Below are 21,979 nucleotides of genomic sequence, written 5' to 3'. Positions count from 1 at the left end.
GAGCTCAAGCGCGGTTCCACGGCGGGGTCGGGAACTCGCTGGGCGGCTCCGGCCACCCGATCGCGAGCGCGCACACCGTCACGACCGCCACGACGCTCACGATGGTCAGCACGACAGACGCGATGCGCATGCCCCTGGTCGCCGGGAAGGCGCCGCCGCGCAGCACCGCGAAGGAAGCGCCGAGGAGTCCGAGCCACACCACCAGGCCGAAGATCCCGAACGCGACGCCGATACCGCTCTCGTCGTCCCAGTAGCTCCTCGTGATGAAACCGCCCGACCAGCCGAGTCCGGCGAGGCTGAACCAGCCGGCGCCCATCACGCCGCTCACGGTCGCGACGAGCCAGAGGAGGAGCCCGCTGAAGAGACGCATGAAGGGGACACTACAGGTCGGGCCTGCGCCCAGGACGACCAGGCTCGCCCCAGCAAGCCCGGCTACCCTCGGGGCATGCGCCGAATCGTCGTCCTCCCTCTCGTCCTCGCCATCGGCCTTCTCGCGGGATGCTCGCAGGTGACGCAGCTGGCGGGCGACGCCATGGGCATCGATGTCGAGGCGACCTGCACGACCATCGACGAGGCGTACGGGCAGTATCAGTCGCTGCTGGATCAGGGCCAGGTGTCGGCGGAGCAGGCCGACGCCGCGCGGGATGACCTCGTCGCGTCGCTCGACGGCCTCGCGCAGAACGTCGACGGCCAGTTGGGCGATCTCATCCGCTCGGGCGCCGAGAAGATCGGCGGGATGACCGACCTCACGGCGCCTGAGACCATCGAGGCCATCGAGCAGCTCAAGGACTCGACCGCGGCGTTCTGCGGCTGAGCGGGAGCGACCGCGTTCGCGAAGACCGCGCTCGCCGCTCCTGGCTCAATCCTGCATGCGTGGGTCTGCGCGATGGAGACTGTCTGTGTCTCCGTCGGTCGACGGCGCGGAAGGGAGGACGATGACGACCGTCTTCCCGCTGTCCGTCTCCGTGGTCATCCCTGTGCGCAACGATGCCCGCCTGCTGGAGGTGTGTCTCGCGGCCGTCGAGCGGCAGACACGTCCCGCGGACGAGGTCGTCGTCGTCGACAACGGCAGCACGGACGACACCGTCGTCGTCGCCGAGCGGTTCGGGGCGCGGGTGGTGACGGAACCGGTGCCGGGGATCCCCGGGCGTCGGCCGCGGGGTACGACGCGGCGACGGGCGACATCATCGCGCGGCTGGATGCCGACTCCCGGCCGGGACCGGACTGGGTCGCCCGCATCGAGCGTGCCTTCCGTGAGCGTGACGACCTCGACTTCGTCACCGGTGATCCGCGGTTCTACGGTTCGACCCCGCTCGTGCACTGGGTGGGCGAGCACCTCTACATCGGCGGGATGTACACGGTGCTCACGCCGCTGCTCGGGCACGCGCCGCTGTTCGGCTCGAACATGGCCATGCGCGCCGAGACGTGGAGGACCCTGAGCGGCGAGGTGCATCGCGACGCGCAGAACATCCATGACGACTTCGACCTGTCGTTCCATGTCCGACCGGGCATGACCGTGCTTCGCGACAGAGGGCTCGTCGTCGAGGTCTCGGCGCGACCGTTCCAGGACTGGGCCTCGCTGCGACGGCGACTGAGCTTCGTGCTCCCCACGGTGCGCCTGCATCTGCCGCAGGAGGCGCCGCACCGGCGCAGGCAGGCCCGACGTGACGCTGCGGCACCGACGACGGGCGCGTGAATCAGCCCGGAGCGCGGGCGTAGAGGGCGAGCAGATCGGCCGTCAACTGGTGCGGCGTCGTCTCGCTCGGGCTGTGACCGGTCGGATAGACGCGGAAGTCGGCGCCGATCTCGCGGGCGTACCGTTCGTGCGCGGCGACGGGCCACAGGTCGTGCGTTCCGGTCGCAACCAGCTTCGGCATCGTGAGCGTGCGCACGCCTTCGCGGACGTCAGGGGTCGCCATCATCAGGCCGATGATCTCGTCGACGCTGCGCCGGCTCGTGAGCGCGAAGCGCGACCGCACGAACGCGAGTCGGCGAGGAGGGACGCGGTTCTTGTTCGTCACGATGCCCCAGATCATGAGCCCGGCGCCTCGACGCGGGCTCGTGACCGGTGCGAGCGGCCCGAGCCACCTCATGCTCGCGAAGACGTTCCCGACGCCCGGGGGAGCGGTGAGGAGCGCGAGGGAGCGGACGAGCTCGGGACGACGGACCGTGACGAGCTGCGCGAGCGTGCCGGCGAACGAGTACCCCAGCAGATGCGCCGGTGCGCCCGCTTCGAGGAAGGCGATCAGATCGCCGATGAACAGCTCGGACGAGTATGTCGCATCGGCGCCGGCCGCGTGCGATTCGTACTGCCCTGCGAGGTCGAAGGACTGCACGAAGTAGCCGGCATCGACGAGCAGGGGCAGCATCAGGGTGAAGTCCTCCTTCGAACCCGTGACCCCCGGCACCAGCACGACGCGGGGGTGAGTGGGATCCCCGACTTCGATCACCGCCAGGTCTCCGCTCGGCGCCGGGAACCGCCGGCGCCGGGCCCCGTCGGGCGGGACGGTCCAGTCGATGTCGCCGATCGACGCGTCGAGTGCGGCGGGCGCAAGGGAGGACGGTCCGCGGCGTGAATCTGTCGACACGCTGACACGGTACTCCCGGGCGCGTGGTCGTGGCCGGATCGCGCGCCGCGGTCGGCGGGCTCTCGCCCTGCCGCGGCCTCGCCCGGTGGCGTGTCGCGACGGCTCACAGAGCCGGCGCGGCGACTCCCGGGTCCTGCTCCAGCATCACTCGTGCCAGGACGACGAATCCGACGGTGTCGGCTCGCCCGGTGACGAGGGAGCGGGCCGCGTTGGTGCGGACGAAGCCGAGCCCGTCGATCGCGCTCAACACCCGCTCGCGCATCTCCGCCGCAATGATCTGCCTCTTGACCTTATGGGCAGGAGCCGTCACCATGTGGTGAACCGATTCACCGTGTGAGAGGAAGGGCTCGATGATGAGCGAAGCGTGGGACGTGTGCGGCACTCGGGGCGAGGCGCCGCCTCTGAGCAGGCGAACATTCATGTTGGGCGCGACGGGAATTGTCGTCGCGTCCATGGTGGGGTGGAGTTCTCCGCACACAAATCCGGCCGCGGCCGCGTCGGATGTGATCGTCGAGTTCGACGCGGCCACGAACAGCTGGACGCTCGGGACGGCCGCGATCACCAAGAAGATCTCCCTGGTCGGCGGTGTGTTCCGGATGACATCCCTGGTCTCGAACGCGGGAACGACCGACTTCGTCGGCGGAGCGTCGAACTCGCAGGAGTTCCTGTTCACCTGGAACGGAACGGTGCTCGGGGGCGGGTCAGGGGGCTGGGGGCTGCAGGCGCAGTCGTCGCAGAATCAGCCCGATGGATCCGTCCGACTCGATCTCGTTCTCGTGCGGAGCGGTCTCACCGTCACCCGGAGCTACACCGTGTACCCGGAGACGGGCGTCATCGCCGAGCGGACCATCATCCACAATGTCTCGGGCAGCGCGTCCACCCTCACGAACCCTGCTTTCCTCACGCACTCCCTTCTCGGCGGCGCGGTTGCCGGCACGACCCTCTCCTACATGACGGGTGGTGGGAACTTCACCGGCTCCGGCATCTTGAAGGAGGTGCCGCTCACCTCCAGCTACAGCCGAGCGTTCGACTCTCATGACCAGGCAGAGATCATCGAGGTGGACGGGCACACGACTCCCGGTCTGGGCTCGTACAGCAACGGCACCTCGATCTACGACACGTTCTTCGCCCTGGAGAACGTCGCGACGAAGGATCGACTGTGGTTCACCTTCGACTACAACGGGCACTGGGTGAGCCAGATCGTCAGTCAGACAACCGGTCTCAGTGCCGTCGTCCAGTCCTACACACCGGCGTTGAGCATCCCGGCGAACGGTTCGATCGAACTCCCGCTGGTCACGCTCGGTGTGGCCAGCGGCGATGTCGATGACCTCGGGAACGCCATCGGCGACTACACATACCGCTACCTCTGGGACTACACCCGATCGATCGTTCCCAGTGGTGGTTGGCAGTGGCGCTCCGCACCTCAGCTGCCCAACGCCGTCGCCTCCGCGAACTACACGCGCTACATCGGCGCGGGTCTCGTGCACATCGACGACAACTGGTACGACAGGAAGGGCGACTGGAAGCCTGCACTCGCCAGCGACGACATCACCGCTCTCAGCAGCTACGTCAGAAAGTCCGGCATCCAGCTCAAGATGTGGATGCCGTTCTGGCACATCGATCGTGGGTCGGAGGTGCTCGATGCACACCCGAACTGGCTCGTGAACGGATCGTCTGCCACGTTCTACGGGCTTCACCTCGACCTCGCGAACGGCGATGCGGCCGCGTGGGCGCGGGCGAAAGCGGACGCGGCGCAAGCGGACTGGGGCGGGTACCGATGGCGCTACGACGGGATGCCGTCCTGGCCGGCAGGGGGCGACGAGAGCACCATGCTCCTGCAGTCCCAGGCGTTTCTCGGGTTGCTCAAATCCGTGAAGGACGGCCACAGCGATGCCACCATCGACGGGTGTGCCTCAGGAGGAGAGACACTTCTGATGGGGGCCGTCCGGTTCAGCGACAGCCAGCAGACGACGGACGGCAACGCGCATCACTACTCCGGCTACTACCAGTCTCTGAAGCTGCCGATCGACAAGATCTCTCACACGTTCGCGTCCGAGCCGTCGATCGCGACAGGGTTCAGCCAGGTGACGCAGTATTCCGAATCCGTCGCAGAGAGCACCCGGAAGTACATCGCGCTGCAACGATGGCTCACGGATCAGGGAATGGTGGGCCGCTGGGTCAAGGTTTATCGTCCTCCCGTGGTGGGCGGGGACCACACCTACGTGCTCCAGCGATCCTCGGGTGATCAGAAGCGGTCCTATCTCACCTTCTCGAGCTATACGCCGTACTTCGGCAGTGCGGTGACGGTTCATCCGAAGGGCCTGCTGCCGACTCACAGTTATGCGTTGAGGATGTGGAAGACGCCCGGCTTCGCGCAGACGAAGACGGGCGCGCAGTGGATGACGGATGGTGTGCCGATCGCAGCGCTGAAGGAGGGGGAGATCCTCCTCTTCAATCTCACGGACTATCCGGGATCCGGTCAGCAGACGACGGCGCCGGCGGCCCCGACCGCCGCGACGAAGACCCTGTCGAACTACCTCGGCGCGAGCGGCACGGAGATCAACTGGACGATGGCCTCGGCGACGTCGTGGGTGTCGTATGTGGAGATCGTGAAGAACGGTGCAGTGATCGACAAGGTCTCGCGAGGAACGTTCTGGTTCGGGGCAGGGCACGGGAGCGACGCGTCGTACGCGGTGCGAGCCGTCACCGGTGATGAGGTGCGGTCGAGTGCGACAGCCGTCCCGCTCGCTTCCGGAGGAGTGAGTGGACCCGCGTCGCCGCCCCCGGTCGTGCCGACCACGACGCAACTCGCCACGGCGTTCGCTCTGACTCAGGGCGCGAACAACTGGGCCTACCTCCAGCGCGACAGGCGTTCGTCATCGACGCTCTATCTGACCAACATGAAGGCCGACTCCACCAACAACCGCTGGGTGGGTGACGAGCCGTACACGCTCGCCTTCGCCGGTGCGCTGAGCCCGCAGGCGCCCCATGATGCGGTGGTCAAGTGGTTCGCACCGAAGGCCGGGAGAGTGCGGGTGAGTGGGAAGGCGTCCCTGGCGCAGCCAGGACAGGGAGGAGACGGGACGACGCTCACGATCGCTGCGGGGGGAGAGGTGCCGTCGTACCTGGGGGATGTGCTGTGGGGTCCCCAGGCCATGCCGGGGGACTCGAGCGCGGAGGTGGGTTTCGACCTCGAGAGAGACGTGAACGCCGGAGATGCGATCTACTTCATCGCTGCGCAGAACGACGATCATTACTTCGACGTGACGAACTGGGACCCGAAGATCGAGTACGTCTGATCCGATAGTCCGCACGACGTCCGCGAGTCCCGCCTAGCGGGTGGGGCTCGCGGTCGTCGATTCCCGGACCACGAGGTGCGTGTCCATGACGGTGTGGGAATGCCGGTGGTCTGCGTCGAACTCGGCGAGCAGCAGCGAGGCGGCAAGGGTTCCCATGTCGTATCGCGGCGTGGAGATGGTCGTCACCGGAATGGGGGACAGCTGCGTCTGGTCGATGTTGTTGTACCCGACGATGGCGATGTCGTCGGGCACGAGGACCCCGCGGCGCAGGAGGGCGCCTTGCACGGCGAGTGCGAGGGAGTCGTTCGCGCAGAACAACGCCGAGGGGCGCTGTGGAAGATCGAGGATGCGGTCGCCGACCTCGGTCCGTTGCAGGATGCTGGAGCCGGCGGCGTCGATCCGTTGCATCGCCCGGGGTCCAGTCCAGCGGCCTCCAGCGCTGCGCGTGCTCCGGCCAGGCGCTCTGAGATCTGGCGTTCGCCGCCCGGCCCGCCCACGAACAGGATCTCGCGATGGCCGAGGGCCAGCAGATGGTCTGCCGCAGCCCGCCCGCCGGCGAAGTCGTCGAAGGCGATCGTGCAGGCATCGATGTCCGAGGACGCTTCTCCGAGAAGGACGAATCGTCCACCCGACTGCCGGAGCCGCTGCAGGTGGGGGGCGACCGTCGCCAGCGACGTCGGCATGACGATCGCGCCGGCGACCCTCATCTCCGTCAGGGCCCGCACGTAGCTGATCTCCCTGGCGTCGATGCCGTCGGTGTTGCAGGCGACGACCACGTAGCCGGACTCCCGAGCCTTGTCTTCGACGCCCCTGGCCAGATCCGTGAAGAACGGATCGGGGGAGTCGGGAACGATGAGCCCGATAGCCAGGCTCCGATGGCCGCGCATGACACGGCTCGCGTTGTTGGGCACGAAGCCGAGACGAGCGATCGTCTCCTCGATCCGCTGTCGGGTGTCTGGTGCGATGGGCTTGGTGTCGTTGAGGAAGTTGGAGACGGTGCCGACGGAGACTCCTGCCGCGTGTGCGACATCGCGGATCGTCGCGTTCGTCATGGTGTCCTCTTCGTCTGGAGATTCACATCAGGCTAGCGGTTGCGAACCTCTGTGAGCTAGCATACGGTGAAACGGTTCACCAATGTTCCGCACTCACGAGTCGAAGACGACTCCCGATGAAAGGCACCGCATTGAAGTACGGAAAGAGCTTGACCGCACTGGCGGTGGTCGGCGTCGCTGCCGCGTCACTCTCCGCGTGCGCAAGCGACCAGCCCGCTGGCGACGAGGCCACCACTTTGACCGTCTGGGGCGCCCAGTCGACGCCACAGGCGACCAAAGACATTCTCGACGCCTACGCGGAAGAGAGCGGCGTGGAGATGGAGTTCGTGACCATCCCCGACGGGTTCGAGGCGAACGTCATGACCAAGTGGACCACGGGGCAGCGTCCCGACATCCTCTTCGGGCAGTCGTCGAACCTGTTCCTCAGCCAGCTCGACGCGAAGAAGAACCTCCAGGACCTGTCCGATATGCCGTTCGTCTCGAAGACGCTGTTCGGTCTCGCGGACTCCGGCACCCTCGACGGAGTCCACTACACGGCAACCACCGGGTTCCCGTCCGTCTTCGGCGTCTTCTACAACAAAGACGTGTTTGCCGAGGCGGGCGTCGACGTTCCGGAGACCGCGGAGGAGTTCGCGGCTGCGCTCGAAACCTTCCAGGAGCAGGGTATCGACGGCGTCGCGATCGCCGGGGGTGACACCTGGACCCTGCAGCTGCCGTACATCACAGCGCTGACGGACGCTGTCGATGCCGGATTCGTCGATGACCTCAACGCGAACGAAGCCGGCTACGACAGCAGCGACGCGGTCATCGAGGCCTTGGAGTGGGAGAAGTCCCTCGTCGACGACGGATACTCGAACGCGGACTGGAAGACCGCGACGTTCGCGGACCAGGCGGCGAAGCTGCAGAGCGGCGACGTCGCAATGGTGATCCAGGCGTCCTGGATGCTGCCGTCGCTGACGGGCGACACCGACAACCTCGGCTTCTTCGGATTGCCGAACGAATCGGGCAAGGTGATGTGGCAGACATCCAACCTCACCTCGATCCAAGCTGCGAAGACCGGCGACGAGGCGAAAGAGTCTGCCGCGCGCGACTTCATCGAGTGGGTCACCACGGGTGACGGCTACCCGCAGTACCTGGAGATGACGAAAGAGCCGTCGGTGATCGACGGAGTCGCCGATCCCGAGGGTGTCTCGCCGCTCCAGCAGGAGGTCGCTGCGTCGTTCACAGGAGACGGCATCCCGAGCGACGGAATGCGAGCGCTCTCGAGCCCGTCCGGCCTCGATACCCTGATCTCGCAACTCCTGATCGGCTCGCTCACAGCCGAGGAGGTCGCGACGCAGATGCAGACGACCTTCGTGGACAACGCGAAGATCGCCGGGATCCCCGGCTTCTGAGTGGTGCACCGGATGGGGCGCTGTGCGCCCCATCCGGTCCGAAGAACGGAACACTGTGGTTCACCGCACACCTCGTCGCGCTCACAGCGCGCGGCGCTCGCAGACGCTGCTTCTCGTCATCCCCCTCGCACTCTTGCTGTTCATGTACGTGGTGCCAAACGCACTCAACTTCGTGTACGCCTGGACCGACTGGAATTCATTCCGGCCGGACGTGAACTTCGTCGGCTTCGACAACTTCACCAGCCTCATGAGCGGAGGGGCGCTGGGGCAGGCGCTCCGCGTGACCCTCGTCTACGCCGTGTGCGTGGCGATCTTCCAGAACGTGCTTGCTCTCGCGTTCGCGCTCGGTCTGGAGAGACCCACCAGAGCGCACCGGGCGATGCGGGTGCTCATCTTCATCCCCGTGCTCCTGTCGCCGCTCGCGGCGGGCTACATCTTCAAAGGAATACTCTCCTACGAAGGCGTCTTGAACGAGGTCCTGTCCTTTCTGAGCAGCACCGAGGTGCGCGTGGAGTGGCTCGGGTCGCCGGAATGGACGATCGTCTGGCTCGCGGCGATCCATGCGTGGAAGTTCTTCGGCCTTAGCGCGCTCATCTATCTCGCTGGTCTCTCGGCGATCCCGCAGGAGTACACGGAAGCGGCGACTCTGGACGGCGCGGGGTATTGGAAGACGTTCTTCTCGGTCCGCTGGCGGCTGCTCGCCCCGGCCTTCACGATCAATCTGGTCCTCACCGTCATCGGCGCGCTCAGCGGCATCGACGTGATCCTCGCGACCACTCAGGGCGGTCCAGGCGGCAGCACCCAGGTGCTGAACATGTTCGTCTTCCAACAGTTCGGGTTCGGTGCGTTCGGACGCTCCACCGCGATGACGCTGCTGCTGTTCGTCGTGATCGTCGTCATCGCGATCCCACTCGTGGCCTACCTCCGTCGAAGGGAAATCGAACAATGACGTCCGCGCGCCGCGCTCGGATCACACGATCCGTCGGTCTCGATCTCGTGCTGTGGGTCGGCGTGATCGTGCTCATCGGAATGCCCTTCTACCTCGCTCTCGTCACCGCGTCGAAGTCGGGCGAACAGGCGAAACGCGTGTCGCTCGACTTCCCTGAACCTTTCGTGCTCTGGGAGAACCTGACGCGTGTGGTGACCGACGGGAACGGCCTGATGGGACTGCTGAACAGCATCCTCATCACCGTTCCGGCGATCCTGCTCACCCTGTTCTTCGGTGCCATGGCGGCATGGGTTTTCGCGCGAGGGAAGGCGCGCACGATCCAGGCTCTCTACTACGTGGCCGTGGCCGGGATCCTGCTTCCCCCGTCGATCATCACGACGATCCGTGTGCTCCAGGCCACGGGCCTGTACGGCGGACCGGTCGGTCTGGTCCTCTTCTACTGCGGGGCTTACATGGGGGTGGCCATCTTCCTCATGACCGGATTCGTGAAGGCCATCCCGTACTCGCTCGAAGAAGCCGCGCAGCTCGACGGCGCGGGAACTCTCCGTGTCTTCTGGCACATCATCGTCCCGTCATTGCGGCCGGTTCTGCTCACGTCCGGTGTGTTCCTGGCTCTCGGGATCTGGAACGACTTCTTCTACGCGTACTTCCTGCTGCCGGATCCCGTCAACGCGACTCTGCCGCTCGGACTGTTCAACTTCGCGAGCGCCAACCAGTACGAGCTCAACTGGAACCTGATCTTCGCGCATGCGGTGTTCACGAGTGCACCGCTTCTCATCCTCTTCATGTTCGCCCAGCGCCGGATCATCTCCGGGTTCCTCGGAGGGAGCGTCAAGTGACCGGTATCGCACGCTTTCACGGAAGAACCGCATTGATCACGGGAGGTGCCAGCGGTATCGGGGCGGCAGTGTGTCGGCGCTTCGTCGATGAGGGCGCACGGGTGGCTATCGCCGACATCGACCTCGAAGCGGCACAAGCTCTCGCTGCCTCCATCGGCGGACGTTCCGCGGTCGCGATCCGTCTCGACGTCACTCGACCAGACGAGTGGGTCGCGGCGACGGAGCAGGCTGTCGCCTTCGGCGGTGGTCTCGACGTGCTGCACCACAACGCAGGTCGAACGGAGGCCGCGCCGATCGACGGGACCCCTGACGCGTGGAGCGCACAGCTCGACCTCAATCTCGGCTCGGCCTTCCTCGCGGTGAAGGCGACGCTGCCCGCACTGGTTCGATCGACCGACGCCGCGATCGTCTTCACATCGTCGATCCACGCGGTCCAGGGTTTTCCCGGCGTCCCTGCATACGCGGCCGCGAAGGCGGGCATGGTGGGACTCGCCCGTCAACTGGCAGTGGACCTCGCGGGCCGGGTTCGCGTCAACACGGTGGCCCCCGGCGTCGTCGAGACGGAGGCCTGGGCTGCTCTGGATGACAGCGTCCGGCGATCGTGGCGAGAGACGTCGCCGGCTGGGCGGGCGACCACCCCGGAGAACGTCGCTGCGACCGTCGCCTTCCTCGCCTCTGCGGACGCGCAAGGCATAACGGGGCAGACCGTCGTCGTGGACTCGGGGGCATCGATCTGGGGGAGGGCGGGTTCATGAGGATCACTGACTTCGAACTCTTCCAAGTCGGGCCGAACTGGCAGTTCCTGCGAGTGGGTACCGACGCCGGCATCGTGGGATGGGGCGAGCCGATCATCGAGGGGCGCGCGTCGACCGTAGCTGCCGCCGTGAGCGAAGCGTTCGAATACCTCATCGGACTCGATCCGCTGCGCATCGAAGACCATTGGCAGACGCTGGGCCGCTCGCAGTTCTACAACGGAGGCGCGATCGCGCAGGCGGCGCTCGCCGGAATCGATCAGGCCCTGTGGGACATCGCCGGGAAGTCCTACGGGCAACCGGTGCACGCGCTGTTGGGTGGACATGTGCGAGACAGGGTGCGCGCATACGCCCAGGTGCACGGCGACACTCTTCCCGAGTTGGCCGACGAGGCCGCTGCCGCCGTCGGTCGCGGGATGACAGCCGTGAAGATCGCGCCGGCCGCCGGTCCTCTTGACACCTTCGCGTCTCCCGCCCAGATCCGCGACGTCGTGGATCGGGTCTCGACGGTCCGCGCGACGATCGGCGGCGACGTCGATCTCGCGGTCGACTTCCACGGCAAGCTCGCTCCGGCCGACGCCATCCGGGTGCTGCGGCACCTCGCCGACTTCGGCCTGTTGTTCGCGGAGGAACCCATCGCGCCGGAACACGAGCACGCTCTCAAGGCGGTGATCGAATCGACGGCCATCCCCATCGCCGCCGGCGAGCGCCGTTACTCGCGGGCAGAGTTCGATCCTCTGCTCCGGGCGGGACTCGGAGTGGCTCAGCCTGACCCCAGCCATGCCGGAGGCATATCGGAAGTTCGTCGCATCGGAGCGCTCGCGGAGATGTTCGGAGTCCCTCTCGCCCCGCATTGTCCGCTGGGGCCGATCGCGCTCGCCTCGGCACTCCACCTCGACTTCGCGGTGCCCAACTTCCTGCTTCAGGAACAGCTGATCCACTCCTCGTACGGCGCACGTACCGGATTCCTCTCGCTCGTCGAGGACCCCGCCGTGTTCGAGATGGAGGACGGCCATTTCGCTCTGCCGCTCGGGCCGGGGCTCGGGGTGCAGATCGACGAGGAAGCGGTGCGCCATGCGTCCCGGTCACCGCACGACTGGAGGATCCCCCTTCTTCGCAAGCCAGACGGATCCCGCGCGCCGTGGTGACGCGCAGGATCCGACCAGCATCAGCCCTTCATCACCCGAACAGGAGAGAAACCTTGTCGCGCCCGAAGATCTTGGCCTACTACTTCCCGGACTGGCACGCCGACCCTCGCAACGATGTGTGGTTCGGCGAGAACTGGACGGAGTGGGAGCTGCTGCGTGCGGCGAAGCCGCGCTTCTCCGGCCATCGTCAGCCCCGCGTCTCGGCACTGGGAGAACTCGACGAGGCGGATCCTCGCGACGCGGCGACGCAGATCGCGCTCGCACGCAACTATGGCGTCGACGGATTCCTCGTCGACTTCTACTGGTATCGCGATGGGCCGTACCTCAACGGAGCGCTCGACAGGGGGCTCCTCGGCGCACCGAACGCGAACGATGTCGAGTTCGCCCTGATGTGGGCGAATCATCAACTGCGAGACAACTTCCCGTCGCATGATCCGACGACGCTGGACGCGCCGCTGATGCTCGACGGGGCCATCGACCGGGAAGCCTTCGACCGGATGGTCGATCATGTGATCGAGCACTACTTCTCTCAGGAGAACTACCTCAAGGTCGACGGGAAGCCGTGGTTCTCGATCTACGAGATCGGCAACCTGCTGGAGGGACTCGGCGGGATCGAGGGAACAGCCGATGCGCTCGCGTCGTTCCGCGACCGCTGCATCGAAGCGGGACACGCCGGACTGCACCTGGACGCGGTCGTCTGGGGATTCGGCGTGCTGCCGGCGGCCGTCATGATCGATGACCCGGCGGAGGCGCTCCTCGAGCTCGACTTCGCATCGGCATCGTCGTACGTCTGGGTGCACCATGCCGACGTCGAGGACTTCGATCTCCACCACGCCGACATCGCCCTCCTGCGGGACACGGCGTTCGCGGAGTACGAGAAGTACGCAGAATCCCTGCCTGTGCCCTTCCACCCCAACGTGACCGTGGGATGGGATCCCAGCCCACGCACCGATCAGTCCGTGCCCTTCGTGCGCGGAGAGTATCCGTGGATGCCGATCTGGGATCCGACTCCCGACGAGTTCGAGGCGGGTCTGCGCCGCGCCGCCCAGTTCGTCGAAGCGCACGGGGTCGCGCATCCTGTGATCACCGTGAACGCGTGGAACGAATGGACCGAGGGGTCGTCGCTGCTCCCGGACACCCACCACGGACTCGGCTTCCTGGAGGCTGTCCGGCGCGTGTTCGGCACGAGGAATGATCGCGCATGACCGCTCGCGAACGGTGGGTCTTCCTCGGAGACAGCGTCACCGACTCCGGCCGCACGACAGGGGGCCCTCCGACCGGCGACGGCTATGTGAGCCGGATCGCTCACGCCGTGACCGAACGGGGGCTCGACGTGGAGGTTCTCAACCGCGGAGTGAACGGAGACCAGGCTGCCGACGTCCTGAGGCGAGTCGAATCCGACTGCATCGAGCTCGCGCCCGATCTCGTGTCGATCATGGTCGGCGTCAATGACACGTGGCGTCGCTACGACAGCGATGCGCCGGTGCCTCTCGAGGCGTTCACTGCGGCGTTCGACGCGCTTGTCGACCGTCTCCGCAGTGTCGCCCGGGTGGTCGTGATGACGCCGTTCCTGCTTCCGGTCGCTCCAGGCCAAGGGGAGTGGCTGATCGACGATCTCGGCCCGAAGATCGAGGTGGAACGCGCGTCTGCACGACGCGTGGGTGCTGCGATCGTCGACGCGCAGTCCGCGATGGAGATGAGCGCGTGCGCACCGATGGACCTCGCCTTCGACGGCGTGCATCCCACCGCTGCCGGGTTCGACACGCTCGCTGCCGCCTGGATCGCCGAGGTCCTCCCCGCGGGCACAGCACGATGACCCTGCGGGGAGAGGCGCAGGGTCATCCGTACGACGCGGACTGGTCCGTGATCTACCAGGTCTATCCGCGCTCCTTCCTCGACAGCGACGGTGACGGGATCGGCGACCTGGCCGGGCTGAGGGCGGGCCTGCCGGCCCTGGTCGATCTGGGGGTGAGTGCCATCTGGCTCTCCCCCTTCTATGCGTCCCCGCAGCGGGACGGCGGATATGACGTGGCGGACTATTGCGCGGTCGATCCGGTTCTGGGAACGCTCGACGATGTCGACGGGATCGTCCGCGATGCACACGCGGCAGGGATCAGCGTTCTGATCGACCTCGTTCCGAACCACGTCTCCACCGACCATGCATGGTTTCGGAAGGCTCTCGACGAGGGTCCGTCGAGCGCTGCCGCCAGCCGATTCCACTTCCGCCGCGGCGTTGGATCCGACCAGGGTGCTGCGCCGAACAACTGGGAGTCGGAGTTCGGCGGCAGTGCATGGTCGAGAGTGCGCGAGCACGACGGGCGGTGGCCGGACGACTGGTGGTATCTCCACCTGTTCGACCGCACTCAGGCGGACCTGAACTGGTCGTCTGCCGATGTCCGAGCCGACTTCCTCGGCGTCCTCGACTTCTGGCTCGATCGCGGGATCGACGGCTTCCGCATCGACGTCGCGCATGGTCTCGTCAAGGATGAGGAATTCCCCGACGCCGAGCTCACGGATGACAGTCCGTTCGCCAGCCGTCCTTACTGGCGTCAGCCCGGGGTCTTCGAGATCTTCGAAGGCTGGCGTCAGCACGTGGAGCGTCGAAGAAACCAGGTCATGTTCGTTGCGGAGGCGTGGGCGAGCCCCCCGGCAGCACTGGCGCAATGGGTAGCCCCCGGACGGCTCCATCAGGCGTTCAACTTCGATCTGCTGGAGGCGACGTGGAACGCTCACGAGATTCGGTCCCGCATCGACGAGGCGATCGAGGCGATGGTCGATGTCGGTGCATCGCCGTCGTGGGTCCTCTCGAATCACGACGTTGTCCGTGTCCGGACCCGGCTCGGTGCGTCACATCCGCCGAGGCCGGGGCGTGGTCTGAATCCGACGGACATCGCCGAGATGGATCCGATCCGCGGCGAGCGTCTCGCGCGCGCCGCCGCCGCGGTCGTGATGGCTCTGCCCGGATCCGTTTACGTGTACCAGGGGAGGAGCTGGGGCTTCCGGAGGCGGAGATCGCCGACTCCGCGCGAAAAGACCCCACGTTCCAACGCTCCGCAGGGCGCGTCGTCGGCCGTGACGGCAGCAGGGTGCCGTTGCCGTGGGCATCGGACCGACCTGCCTTCGGGTTCAGCCGGTCGGGAGCATCGTGGTTGCCGCAGCCTCATAAGTGGGCGAGCTTCGCGCGACAGGAGCAGGTCGGTGACGACCAGTCGTTCCTTTCTCTCTACACGACGGCGATTCGTCAGCGCCGTGCGCACGCACTCGATCGTGGCCCGCTTCACTGGAACTCATCCCGCGACGACACGCTGGACTTCTCGGTCGCGGACATCCGTGTGGTCGCAAACCTGGGGGACGAAATCTGGAACGGAGATGGGGGTGGGGAGTGCATCCTGACCTCCTCGGGGCTGGGATTCACGAATCAACTCGCTCCCGGCGAGGCAGCGTGGTTCGTGCAGCCGGGACGCTGACTCGGCGCAGATCAACCCCGGTCCAGTCGGTTCGGTACTCTCGGGGTGTGCGCCGCCCAGACGCCGTCTCCCCTGTTCCTCGCCACCGGTGCGCTCGCCGTCGCAGCTCTGACCGGCTGCTCGCAGGTCACGCACTTGGCCGGCGACGCTCTGAGCGTCGATGTGCAGGCGGCGTGCACGTCGATCGATGACGCGTACGGGCAGTACCCGACGCTGCTCGAGCAGGGTGGGGTGTCGGCCGAGCAGGCGGATGCCGCATGGGACGACCTGGTGTCATCCCTCAACGAGCTAGCGGAGAACGAGGCCTCCTCGATACGGCGACCCGGAGCTCACACGACTGCTCCCGCGGATCCTCCGCGGTGCGTGGGCTCGACCTCGTCGCGTCGTGCCGCGCCGTCGTTCTCCAGCATCGAGACCGCCAGGCGCCTGGCCACCTCGAACGGCTGGGCGAACGTCTCCATGCCGACCGTGACGATCGCGCCCTCGTACAGCAGCATCATCGCCTGCGCGGTGAGCACGGCATCCGCGCAGCCCGCTTCACGGCACAGCGACGTGAACAGGTCGAGGAGCCAGGCCTTCTGTCGAGCCACCTCGGGGAAGACGGGGTGTCCGTCGTGCCCGTCGCCGATCTCGGCGCGCGCATTGATCGCGCTGCACCCTTTCGGGCTGTTCTCGTCCGACCATGTGATCGCTGCATCGAAGACGGCGAGCACCCGGTCGGCTCCGGGTTCGGGCACGCGGGAGAGGTGCTCGGCCACGTGCGCCCTCCATCGGGCGTCGCGGTGCTGCAGGTACGAGACGACCAGCGCCTCTTTGGAGCCGAAGCGGTCGTACAGCGTCTTCTTGGTGACGCCTGCCGCGTCCGCGATCGTGTCGACCCCCACCGCATGGATGCCCCGCTCGTAGAAGAGCTGCGATGCGGCGTCGAGCACGCGGGAGGCGCCCGGAGTGAGCGGGGAGAGTTCGGGAACGGGGACGGCCATGACAAGAAGTATACCAACCTGTATAGTGATGGCGATGAGTAAACAGATCGGTATACTTCGGGTCGGCGTCACGGTAGCCGCATCCGCAGCTTTCGTCCTGAGCTGGAGCTCCGGCTTCCTCGTACCCGCCATGGCCCCCGCCGAGATCTCGCCGCTGGCGCTCCTCGTCTGGCGCTTCGTCCCGCTCGCCGCTGTCCTGCTCGTCGTCGTCGGGCTCACCCGTGCGGCGCGCGGCGTCACGAGTGCGGACGTCCGGCGCCAGGCGCTCATCGGACTGTTCGCCCAGTTCGGCTACTGCACCGCGGTGTACGCGGCCATCGCCTCGGGGGTCGCAGCGGGGACGACGGCATTGATCGACGCCGTGCAGCCGCTCGTCGTCGCCGTGCTCGTCGGGCCGCTGCTCGGGTTGCGCGTACGCGGAGCACAATGGGCGGGGCTCCTGGCGGGTGCGGTCGGTGTCGTGCTCGTCGTCCGTTCCCAGCTCGAAGGCTCCGGCGCGCATCCGGCGGCCTATCTCTGGCCGGCCGCGGCGATGGCCTGCCTGATCGTCGGCACCTTCCTGCAGCGGCGGTCCGCATCGCGCACGGGAACGCTCGTCACGTTGACCATCCACGTGACGGCGACAGCGGCGGCGCTCATCCTCGTCGCCGTGGTCTCGGGCGACCTCGTGCCGCCGGCCTCCGCGTCGTTCTGGCTCGCCGCCGGATTCGCCGCGGCGTTCCCGACGCTCGCGGCGTACGGCCTCTACTGGTGGCTGCTGCGCCGGGTCGGGATCACGGCGCTGAACGCACTGCTCTTCCTGATCGCGCCCACGACCGCGGCGGCGGGCGCCCTCCTCCTCGGCGAGCCCCTCACCCCGGTGACCGTCCTCGGGTTCGGGTTGTGCGCGGCCGGCGTGGCCGCCGTGCTCGTGAGTGAGGCGCGGGGAGGAGCCGACTCCGACCGCGATGCTACGATGGCCGCGGTATCTGCGAGGAAGTGACGCCCCTCCGCCCTCGGGCAGGCAGTTCCCGCGCGTCCGGCGGATCGACGAGAGGCCGATGAGCGATCGGCGAAGGTGTGGTGGCACCGCGATCTAGCCCCCGCCCGCACCTCCAGGGCTTTCGCCACCTGGAGGAATCATGTCGCCATCCGACCCCGCCCGCACGCTCGCCGCTCACCTTCCCGACGCGCCTCCGGGCGCGAGAGTCACCCTCATGGGTCACGTCCATCGCCGCCGCGAGCTCGCGAAGGTGTCGTTCCTGATCGTCCGCGACCGCTCGGGGCTCGCGCAGGTCGTGCTCCGCCCGGGGAGGTGCCCACCGAGGGGCTCCCCGGCGAGGAGACCGTCGTGCGCATCGACGGCACGGCGACGGCGAACCCGCACGCCCCCGGCGGCATCGAGGTGACGGCGCCCATGATCTCCCTGCTCTCGGAGCCGGCTCGCACTCCGGTCGTCGAGCTGTGGCGCCCTGCTCTCGATGCGGCTCTTCCCACCGTGCTCGACCACGCCGCGGTGACCTGGCGGCACCCGGTGCAGCGCGCGAAATGGGAACTCGCGGCGGCGAGCCTGCGTGGGTTCCGGCGCACGCTCGACGCCGCGGGGTTCACCGAGATCCAGACGCCCAAGCTCGTCGACAGCGTGACCGAGTCGGGGGCGAACGTCTTCCCCGTCGAGTACTTCGGCTCGAGGGCCTACCTCGCCCAGAGCCCGCAGTTCTTCAAGCAGCAGCTCGTCGGCGTCTTCGAGCGCGTCTACGAGACGGGGCCGGTGTTCCGCGCGGAGCCTCATGACACCGTGCGGCACCTCGCCGAGTACGTGTCGCTCGACGCGGAGCTCGGGTTCATCCGTGACCACCGCGATGTGCTCACCGTGCTGCACCAGGTGCTGCGCGGGATGGTCGACGGCATGCGCGCTGAGACCCCCGACGCGCTCAAGCGCCTCGACGTGGCGCTCCCGGCGATCCCGGACGAGATCCCCGTGATCCACTTCCGCGATGCGTTGAAACTGGTCGGCGCTCCCGACGACGAACCCGACCTGGCGCCTTCGCACGAGCGCGCACTCGGCGAGTGGGCACGGGAGACGCACGGCAGCGACGTGCTCGCGGTGGAGGGGTACCCGATGCGCAAGCGGCCCTTCTACACGCACCCGCAGCCCGACGACCCGCGGTGGAGCAATAGCTTCGACCTGATCTTCCGCGGCCTGGAGCTCGTCACCGGTGGGCAGCGGCTGCACCGGCACTCCGACTACATCGCCGCCATCGAGGAGCGCGGCGAGTCCCCGGATGCCTACGCCGCCTACCTGTCGGCGTTCGCCCACGGCATGCCGCCGCACGGTGGCTTCGCGATCGGCCTGGAGCGCTGGGTGTCGCGCCTGATCGAGGCGTCGAACATCCGTGAGGTGACACTCTTCCCGCGCGACCTGCATCGTCTCTCGCCCTGACGCTGTGACCGAACAGCGCGATAGCATCGATCCATGAACTTCAACCGCTCCGCATGGTGGTGGCTGCGATAGCGGCCGGTTGAAGCATGTTCACGGGCTGCACGGCAGTTCGTGGCAGCACCAGAGAACTCCGTGTGGCTCCCGATCATCTGGGAGAGACACATGGAGTCATTCATCGCCACTGCGCAGCGCTCGAAGGAAGTCTCGGCTGCCGTCGGTGAGCACCCGGAGAGATTCCGGGTGCTCACCGGCGAGCGGCCGACCGGGCCGCTACATCTGGGGCATTACTTCGGGACCATCGAAGAGCGCGTGCGTCTGCAGCAGGGCGGTGTGGAGACGTTCCTCGTGTTGGCCGACTATCAGGTCATCACGGACCGGGACACCATGGCGAATGTGCGGGAGAACGTCTACGGGGCGGTGCTCGATTATCTCGCCGCGGGGATGGATCCCGCGCGGACGACGATCTTCACGCATTCGTCGATACCCGCTCTGAACCAGTTGCTCGTGCCTTTCCTCAGCCTCGTCACGGAGGCGGAGTTGCATCGGAACCCGACTGTCAAGGCGGAGGCCGAGGCTTCAGGCCGTGCGTTGAGCGGCCTGCTGCTCACGTACCCGGTGCACCAGGCTGCGGACATTCTCTTCTGCAAGGGCAACCTCGTTCCTGTGGGGAAGGACAATCTTCCGCACGTGGAGATGACACGGGTGATCGCCCGGAGGTTCAACGAGCGGTACGGGGCGACCTTCCCCGTTCCTGAGCCGCTGATCGCCGCCGCTCCGGAAGTGCCGGGTCTGGACGGCCGGAAGATGTCGAAGAGCTACGGCAACGCGATCGCCCTGTCGATGACGCCCGATGAGACCGTAGCGGTCATCCGTCGCGCGCGAACGGATCACGAGAGACGCATCACGTTCGATCCCGGACTGCGCCCAGGAGTCTCGGCGCTGTTGTCGACAGCCGCTCTGTGTATGAATACTTCGCCGGAGGAGCTGGCGGGCAGCATCGGGGATGGAGGCAGCGGTGCACTGAAGGCAGTGACGGCCGCTGCGGTGAACGAATTCCTCGCACCGCTTCGGGAGCGCCGCCGAGAGCTCGCCGCGGACGTGGGTCTTGTGCAGTCGGTCCTGCGGCAGGGCAATGCGCGTGCCGCAGCGGTGGCGGAGGCCACGCTCGCGCAGGTGCGCGACGCGATGGGTACGGTGTACTGAGCGAACGTAGAGGAGCGTGGCTATCGTGATCCGACCCGTGCTGACGCGAATCGGGATCCAGGTGTTCGATCATGAGAATGCGCCTCGCACCCGCAATACGGCCAGGCGTGGGGCGCGCTCCTGTCTCAACACATCCCCGGTCAGGGGTTGAGTGGGTGGACGGGGTCGTCGGCGACGATGTCGCAGGTGAAGGTCCACCCTGCGATGGTGACGCTACCGCGGAGGGTGCCGCCGCCTATGGCGCCGCGAGGGACTGAGGCGCCGGTGAGGGAGTTGGAGTAGCTTTCTTGCCCGACAGGGCCTAGGTCGTAGTTTGATCCGGTGTCAAATGGTCCCCAGGTTGCGGTGACTGAACGGGCGATGATCGGACCTGCGGTGGAGTGCAGGCCGTAGGAGATCCGCAGGTTTCCGCCCGAGTTCCGGTCGACGTAGATTGATGAGACGCCGCAGTCTCCCACGGTCTGTGCTTTCTCGGCGTTTGTCGAGCCATCACCTGACAGTGCCCCGCACAGGTTGATGCCCTCGCTGATCGCTCGTTGTCGATCGCTCTCACTGAACGTCTCGCAGTCGATCGTCATGGGAGCGAGCGTCACCGGCGATTCGGTCTCGTCGACCACGTCGATGGGGCCAGTGGTGGTTGCCTGCGCTGCCGTCGGCACCCAGAGAGCCAATGCGAACAGTGTCGCTCCTGCGGCACTGACAGCTGACTTGTGGATCTTCATCGTTCCTCCTTCTCGTGAGGAGCACAGTCCTCACTTCTTAGCTGTGGGGTATGGACCCCACAGTGCTTTCCATTCCTCCACGAGCCCATCGCGGTCACCCATAGGTCGGACCGTGATCTGGGGTGGCAGGGCAGTGAGGGAACGAGCAACGACGGCCACTGTGGTGTCTTCGTCCTCGAACACTGCCAGCGCATCACCGGTGCCGTCGCTATTGAAGATTTCCTCGCGCACCGTGGGGCGCCCGAGGAAGCGCACGGTGTGACCTGTCGAGACTGTCAGGGGGTGGGCAAGACCAAGACGCTCGAGGAGCATTGCGGTACCGGAGCGGTTCGCTGTCGCGATCGTGACCGCAGGCCGGCCGGGTGCGCGCTGACCATCTGGGGTGCTCCAGAAACCTGTCCACACATAGGAGACAGGGACGTGGAGCGGGAAATCGAGAAGCCGTGCGGGCCAGGCCGGCGTCGCGAGCTCGTAGATACGAGCATCAGCGTCATACATCATCGCCTCCTGCTCATTCCGCTGGGCGAGAAGGTCGCTCGGGTTTGCCGGTTGCCGTTGCATGTCAGGTCCATTCGTCGTGCCGGAGGGGACTGCGGGCCCCTTCAACCCATCGTCTCCGACAAGACAGCACTCGGCCGGCGCGAATGCTCTCCAAAGCTGCGACTCGTAGCAACATGTCTTCATCCTTCGTCCTCATTCGAGGAAGTCCAGAAGACGCAGCTTCTGGACTTCCTGAGGAGCGCATGAAATCATGCGCTCTCTCTTGGTCGTGCAACACGGGGGAGGCCGCTGATGCCATCGCGCGTTCTGGCGCTGGTCGCCGAGCAATTACGAGCATTTCGGAACGCCGGCGGATTCTCCCAGGAAGAGATGGCGGAGAAGATCGACTGCTCCATTCCGACATACCGGTGCCTCGAGCAAGCCACTCCTGACCCCACCCACATCCCGGATCCAAAGCTCAGCACCCTCATGCGAGTCCTCCACACACTCGACCTCGACGAAGCGCTCCTCGACGCGCTCAAGGGCATCGACAGCACCGAGCGACCCTTGGACGGGGAAGCCGGATGAGCGATGACGAGGAGCGGGAAGGAACGCTTGCAGTGGCTCGTGTATGGCCGGGGAGAGGGACAAATCCGATAGTTGCGCTTTCGCAACTATCGG

The 21,979-nt window shown here is 66.6% G+C and carries 21 protein-coding genes and 3 pseudogenes; 16 read left to right on the top strand and 8 right to left on the bottom strand.

The genetic code is table 11. The features are described 5' to 3' along the window. Window positions 1-4 precede the first annotated feature (4 nt). Window positions 5-370 (bottom strand): hypothetical protein, encoded by a 366-nt coding sequence (locus tag K1X59_RS16830; RefSeq protein WP_183150886.1) that lies wholly within the window; start codon window positions 368-370, stop codon window positions 5-7. A gap of 75 nt (window positions 371-445) precedes the next feature. Between K1X59_RS16830 and K1X59_RS16825 the strand changes: the two genes are divergently transcribed. The 3 genes and pseudogenes from K1X59_RS16825 (at window position 446) to K1X59_RS16820 (ending at window position 1,696) form a co-directional block, all read left to right on the top strand. Next, window positions 446-814 carry a hypothetical protein gene (locus K1X59_RS16825; RefSeq protein ID WP_183150885.1) on the top strand — a complete coding sequence of 123 codons (369 nt, stop codon included), beginning with the start codon at window positions 446-448 and terminating at the stop codon, window positions 812-814. A gap of 55 nt (window positions 815-869) precedes the next feature. Further along, a pseudogene (locus K1X59_RS21840) lies at window positions 870-1,070 on the top strand (glycosyltransferase family 2 protein); the annotation flags it as partial. Beyond that, window positions 1,007-1,696: a glycosyltransferase gene (locus K1X59_RS16820; protein ID WP_258566901.1), complete on the top strand. Its 690-nt coding sequence runs from the start codon at window positions 1,007-1,009 to the stop codon at window positions 1,694-1,696. The pseudogene K1X59_RS21840 and the gene K1X59_RS16820, both read left to right, overlap by 64 nt. Before the next feature lies 1 nt (window position 1,697). On the opposite strand, the gene K1X59_RS16815 is transcribed toward K1X59_RS16820, so the two are convergent. Further along, entirely contained in the window at window positions 1,698-2,588 is an 891-nt protein-coding gene (locus K1X59_RS16815; RefSeq protein ID WP_220173606.1) for an alpha/beta fold hydrolase, read from the bottom strand. Window positions 2,589-2,691: 103 nt separating this feature from the next. Then, complete coding sequence (locus K1X59_RS16810; RefSeq protein WP_202045320.1) at window positions 2,692-2,901, bottom strand: LacI family DNA-binding transcriptional regulator; 210 nt, start codon at window positions 2,899-2,901, stop codon at window positions 2,692-2,694. A 190-nt stretch (window positions 2,902-3,091) separates the two neighbouring features. Here K1X59_RS16810 and K1X59_RS16805 point away from each other — a divergent pair, with 190 nt between their 5' ends. Further along, window positions 3,092-5,887, top strand: a complete 2,796-nt coding sequence (locus K1X59_RS16805) for a hypothetical protein (protein ID WP_220173605.1) — start codon at window positions 3,092-3,094, stop codon at window positions 5,885-5,887. A gap of 33 nt (window positions 5,888-5,920) precedes the next feature. Here the strand turns inward: K1X59_RS16805 and K1X59_RS22960 are convergent. Continuing rightward, window positions 5,921-6,376 (bottom strand): annotated as a pseudogene (locus K1X59_RS22960) (substrate-binding domain-containing protein); the annotation flags it as partial. Continuing rightward, window positions 6,319-6,939, bottom strand: a pseudogene (locus K1X59_RS16795) (LacI family DNA-binding transcriptional regulator); the annotation flags it as partial. The pseudogenes K1X59_RS22960 and K1X59_RS16795, both read right to left, overlap by 58 nt. Before the next feature lie 116 nt (window positions 6,940-7,055). Here K1X59_RS16795 and K1X59_RS16790 point away from each other — a divergent pair. The 8 genes from K1X59_RS16790 (at window position 7,056) to K1X59_RS16755 (ending at window position 15,414) form a co-directional block, all read left to right on the top strand. Next, window positions 7,056-8,333, top strand: coding sequence for an ABC transporter substrate-binding protein (locus tag K1X59_RS16790; protein ID WP_210274188.1), 1,278 nt, complete (start codon window positions 7,056-7,058; stop codon window positions 8,331-8,333). Window positions 8,334-8,475: 142 nt separating this feature from the next. Then, on the top strand, window positions 8,476-9,282 hold the full coding sequence (locus tag K1X59_RS16785; RefSeq protein ID WP_183152876.1) for a carbohydrate ABC transporter permease: 807 nt from the start codon (window positions 8,476-8,478) through the stop codon (window positions 9,280-9,282). After that, complete coding sequence (locus K1X59_RS16780) at window positions 9,279-10,121, top strand: carbohydrate ABC transporter permease (RefSeq protein WP_183150880.1); 843 nt, start codon at window positions 9,279-9,281, stop codon at window positions 10,119-10,121. The genes K1X59_RS16785 and K1X59_RS16780 overlap by 4 nt, the downstream gene beginning before the upstream one ends. Continuing rightward, on the top strand, window positions 10,118-10,876 hold the full coding sequence (locus tag K1X59_RS16775; protein ID WP_183150879.1) for an SDR family NAD(P)-dependent oxidoreductase: 759 nt from the start codon (window positions 10,118-10,120) through the stop codon (window positions 10,874-10,876). The genes K1X59_RS16780 and K1X59_RS16775 overlap by 4 nt, the downstream gene beginning before the upstream one ends. Then, window positions 10,873-12,021, top strand: coding sequence for a galactonate dehydratase (gene dgoD / locus K1X59_RS16770; protein WP_183150878.1), 1,149 nt, complete (start codon window positions 10,873-10,875; stop codon window positions 12,019-12,021). Before K1X59_RS16775 ends, dgoD begins: the two co-directional genes overlap by 4 nt. Before the next feature lie 53 nt (window positions 12,022-12,074). After that, the gene (locus K1X59_RS16765) at window positions 12,075-13,226 is read left to right on the top strand and encodes a glycoside hydrolase family 99-like domain-containing protein (RefSeq protein WP_183150877.1); all 1,152 of its coding nucleotides are present in this window, start codon (window positions 12,075-12,077) and stop codon (window positions 13,224-13,226) included. After that, the gene (locus K1X59_RS16760) at window positions 13,223-13,837 is read left to right on the top strand and encodes an SGNH/GDSL hydrolase family protein (RefSeq protein ID WP_183150876.1); all 615 of its coding nucleotides are present in this window, start codon (window positions 13,223-13,225) and stop codon (window positions 13,835-13,837) included. The genes K1X59_RS16765 and K1X59_RS16760 overlap by 4 nt, the downstream gene beginning before the upstream one ends. Next, window positions 13,834-15,414, top strand: coding sequence for an alpha-amylase family glycosyl hydrolase (locus K1X59_RS16755; protein WP_183150875.1), 1,581 nt, complete (start codon window positions 13,834-13,836; stop codon window positions 15,412-15,414). Before K1X59_RS16760 ends, K1X59_RS16755 begins: the two co-directional genes overlap by 4 nt. Window positions 15,415-15,817: 403 nt before the next feature. Here K1X59_RS16755 and K1X59_RS16750 read toward each other — a convergent pair whose 3' ends face one another. Continuing rightward, complete coding sequence (locus K1X59_RS16750; protein ID WP_183150873.1) at window positions 15,818-16,471, bottom strand: TetR/AcrR family transcriptional regulator; 654 nt, start codon at window positions 16,469-16,471, stop codon at window positions 15,818-15,820. Between the two features lie 34 nt (window positions 16,472-16,505). Between K1X59_RS16750 and K1X59_RS16745 the strand changes: the two genes are divergently transcribed. From K1X59_RS16745 to trpS, 3 genes are all read left to right on the top strand, one after another. After that, window positions 16,506-17,453, top strand: coding sequence for a DMT family transporter (locus tag K1X59_RS16745; RefSeq protein ID WP_220173603.1), 948 nt, complete (start codon window positions 16,506-16,508; stop codon window positions 17,451-17,453). 312 nt (window positions 17,454-17,765) lie between these two features. Continuing rightward, window positions 17,766-18,893 (top strand): aspartate--tRNA(Asn) ligase, encoded by a 1,128-nt coding sequence (gene aspS / locus K1X59_RS16740; protein WP_258566900.1) that lies wholly within the window; start codon window positions 17,766-17,768, stop codon window positions 18,891-18,893. A 162-nt stretch (window positions 18,894-19,055) separates the two neighbouring features. Beyond that, the gene (gene trpS / locus K1X59_RS16735) at window positions 19,056-20,096 is read left to right on the top strand and encodes a tryptophan--tRNA ligase (protein WP_183150871.1); all 1,041 of its coding nucleotides are present in this window, start codon (window positions 19,056-19,058) and stop codon (window positions 20,094-20,096) included. Window positions 20,097-20,236: 140 nt separating this feature from the next. On the opposite strand, the gene K1X59_RS16730 is transcribed toward trpS, so the two are convergent. Beyond that, window positions 20,237-20,818 (bottom strand): hypothetical protein, encoded by a 582-nt coding sequence (locus tag K1X59_RS16730; RefSeq protein WP_183150870.1) that lies wholly within the window; start codon window positions 20,816-20,818, stop codon window positions 20,237-20,239. A gap of 30 nt (window positions 20,819-20,848) precedes the next feature. Beyond that, window positions 20,849-21,379 (bottom strand): hypothetical protein, encoded by a 531-nt coding sequence (locus tag K1X59_RS16725; protein ID WP_183150869.1) that lies wholly within the window; start codon window positions 21,377-21,379, stop codon window positions 20,849-20,851. A gap of 231 nt (window positions 21,380-21,610) precedes the next feature. Between K1X59_RS16725 and K1X59_RS16720 the strand changes: the two genes are divergently transcribed. After that, a complete protein-coding gene (locus K1X59_RS16720) occupies window positions 21,611-21,886 on the top strand; it encodes a helix-turn-helix transcriptional regulator (protein WP_183150868.1) in 276 nt (91 codons plus the stop codon). The last annotated feature ends 93 nt before the right edge of the window (window positions 21,887-21,979 follow it).

Origin of the sequence: Microbacterium sp. Se5.02b, assembly GCF_019464375.1 — a bacterium.
Lineage (GTDB): Bacteria > Actinomycetota > Actinomycetes > Actinomycetales > Microbacteriaceae > Microbacterium.
The sequence above is the reverse complement of the archived record's forward strand: the minus strand, read 5'-3'. Positions and strand labels throughout refer to the sequence as shown.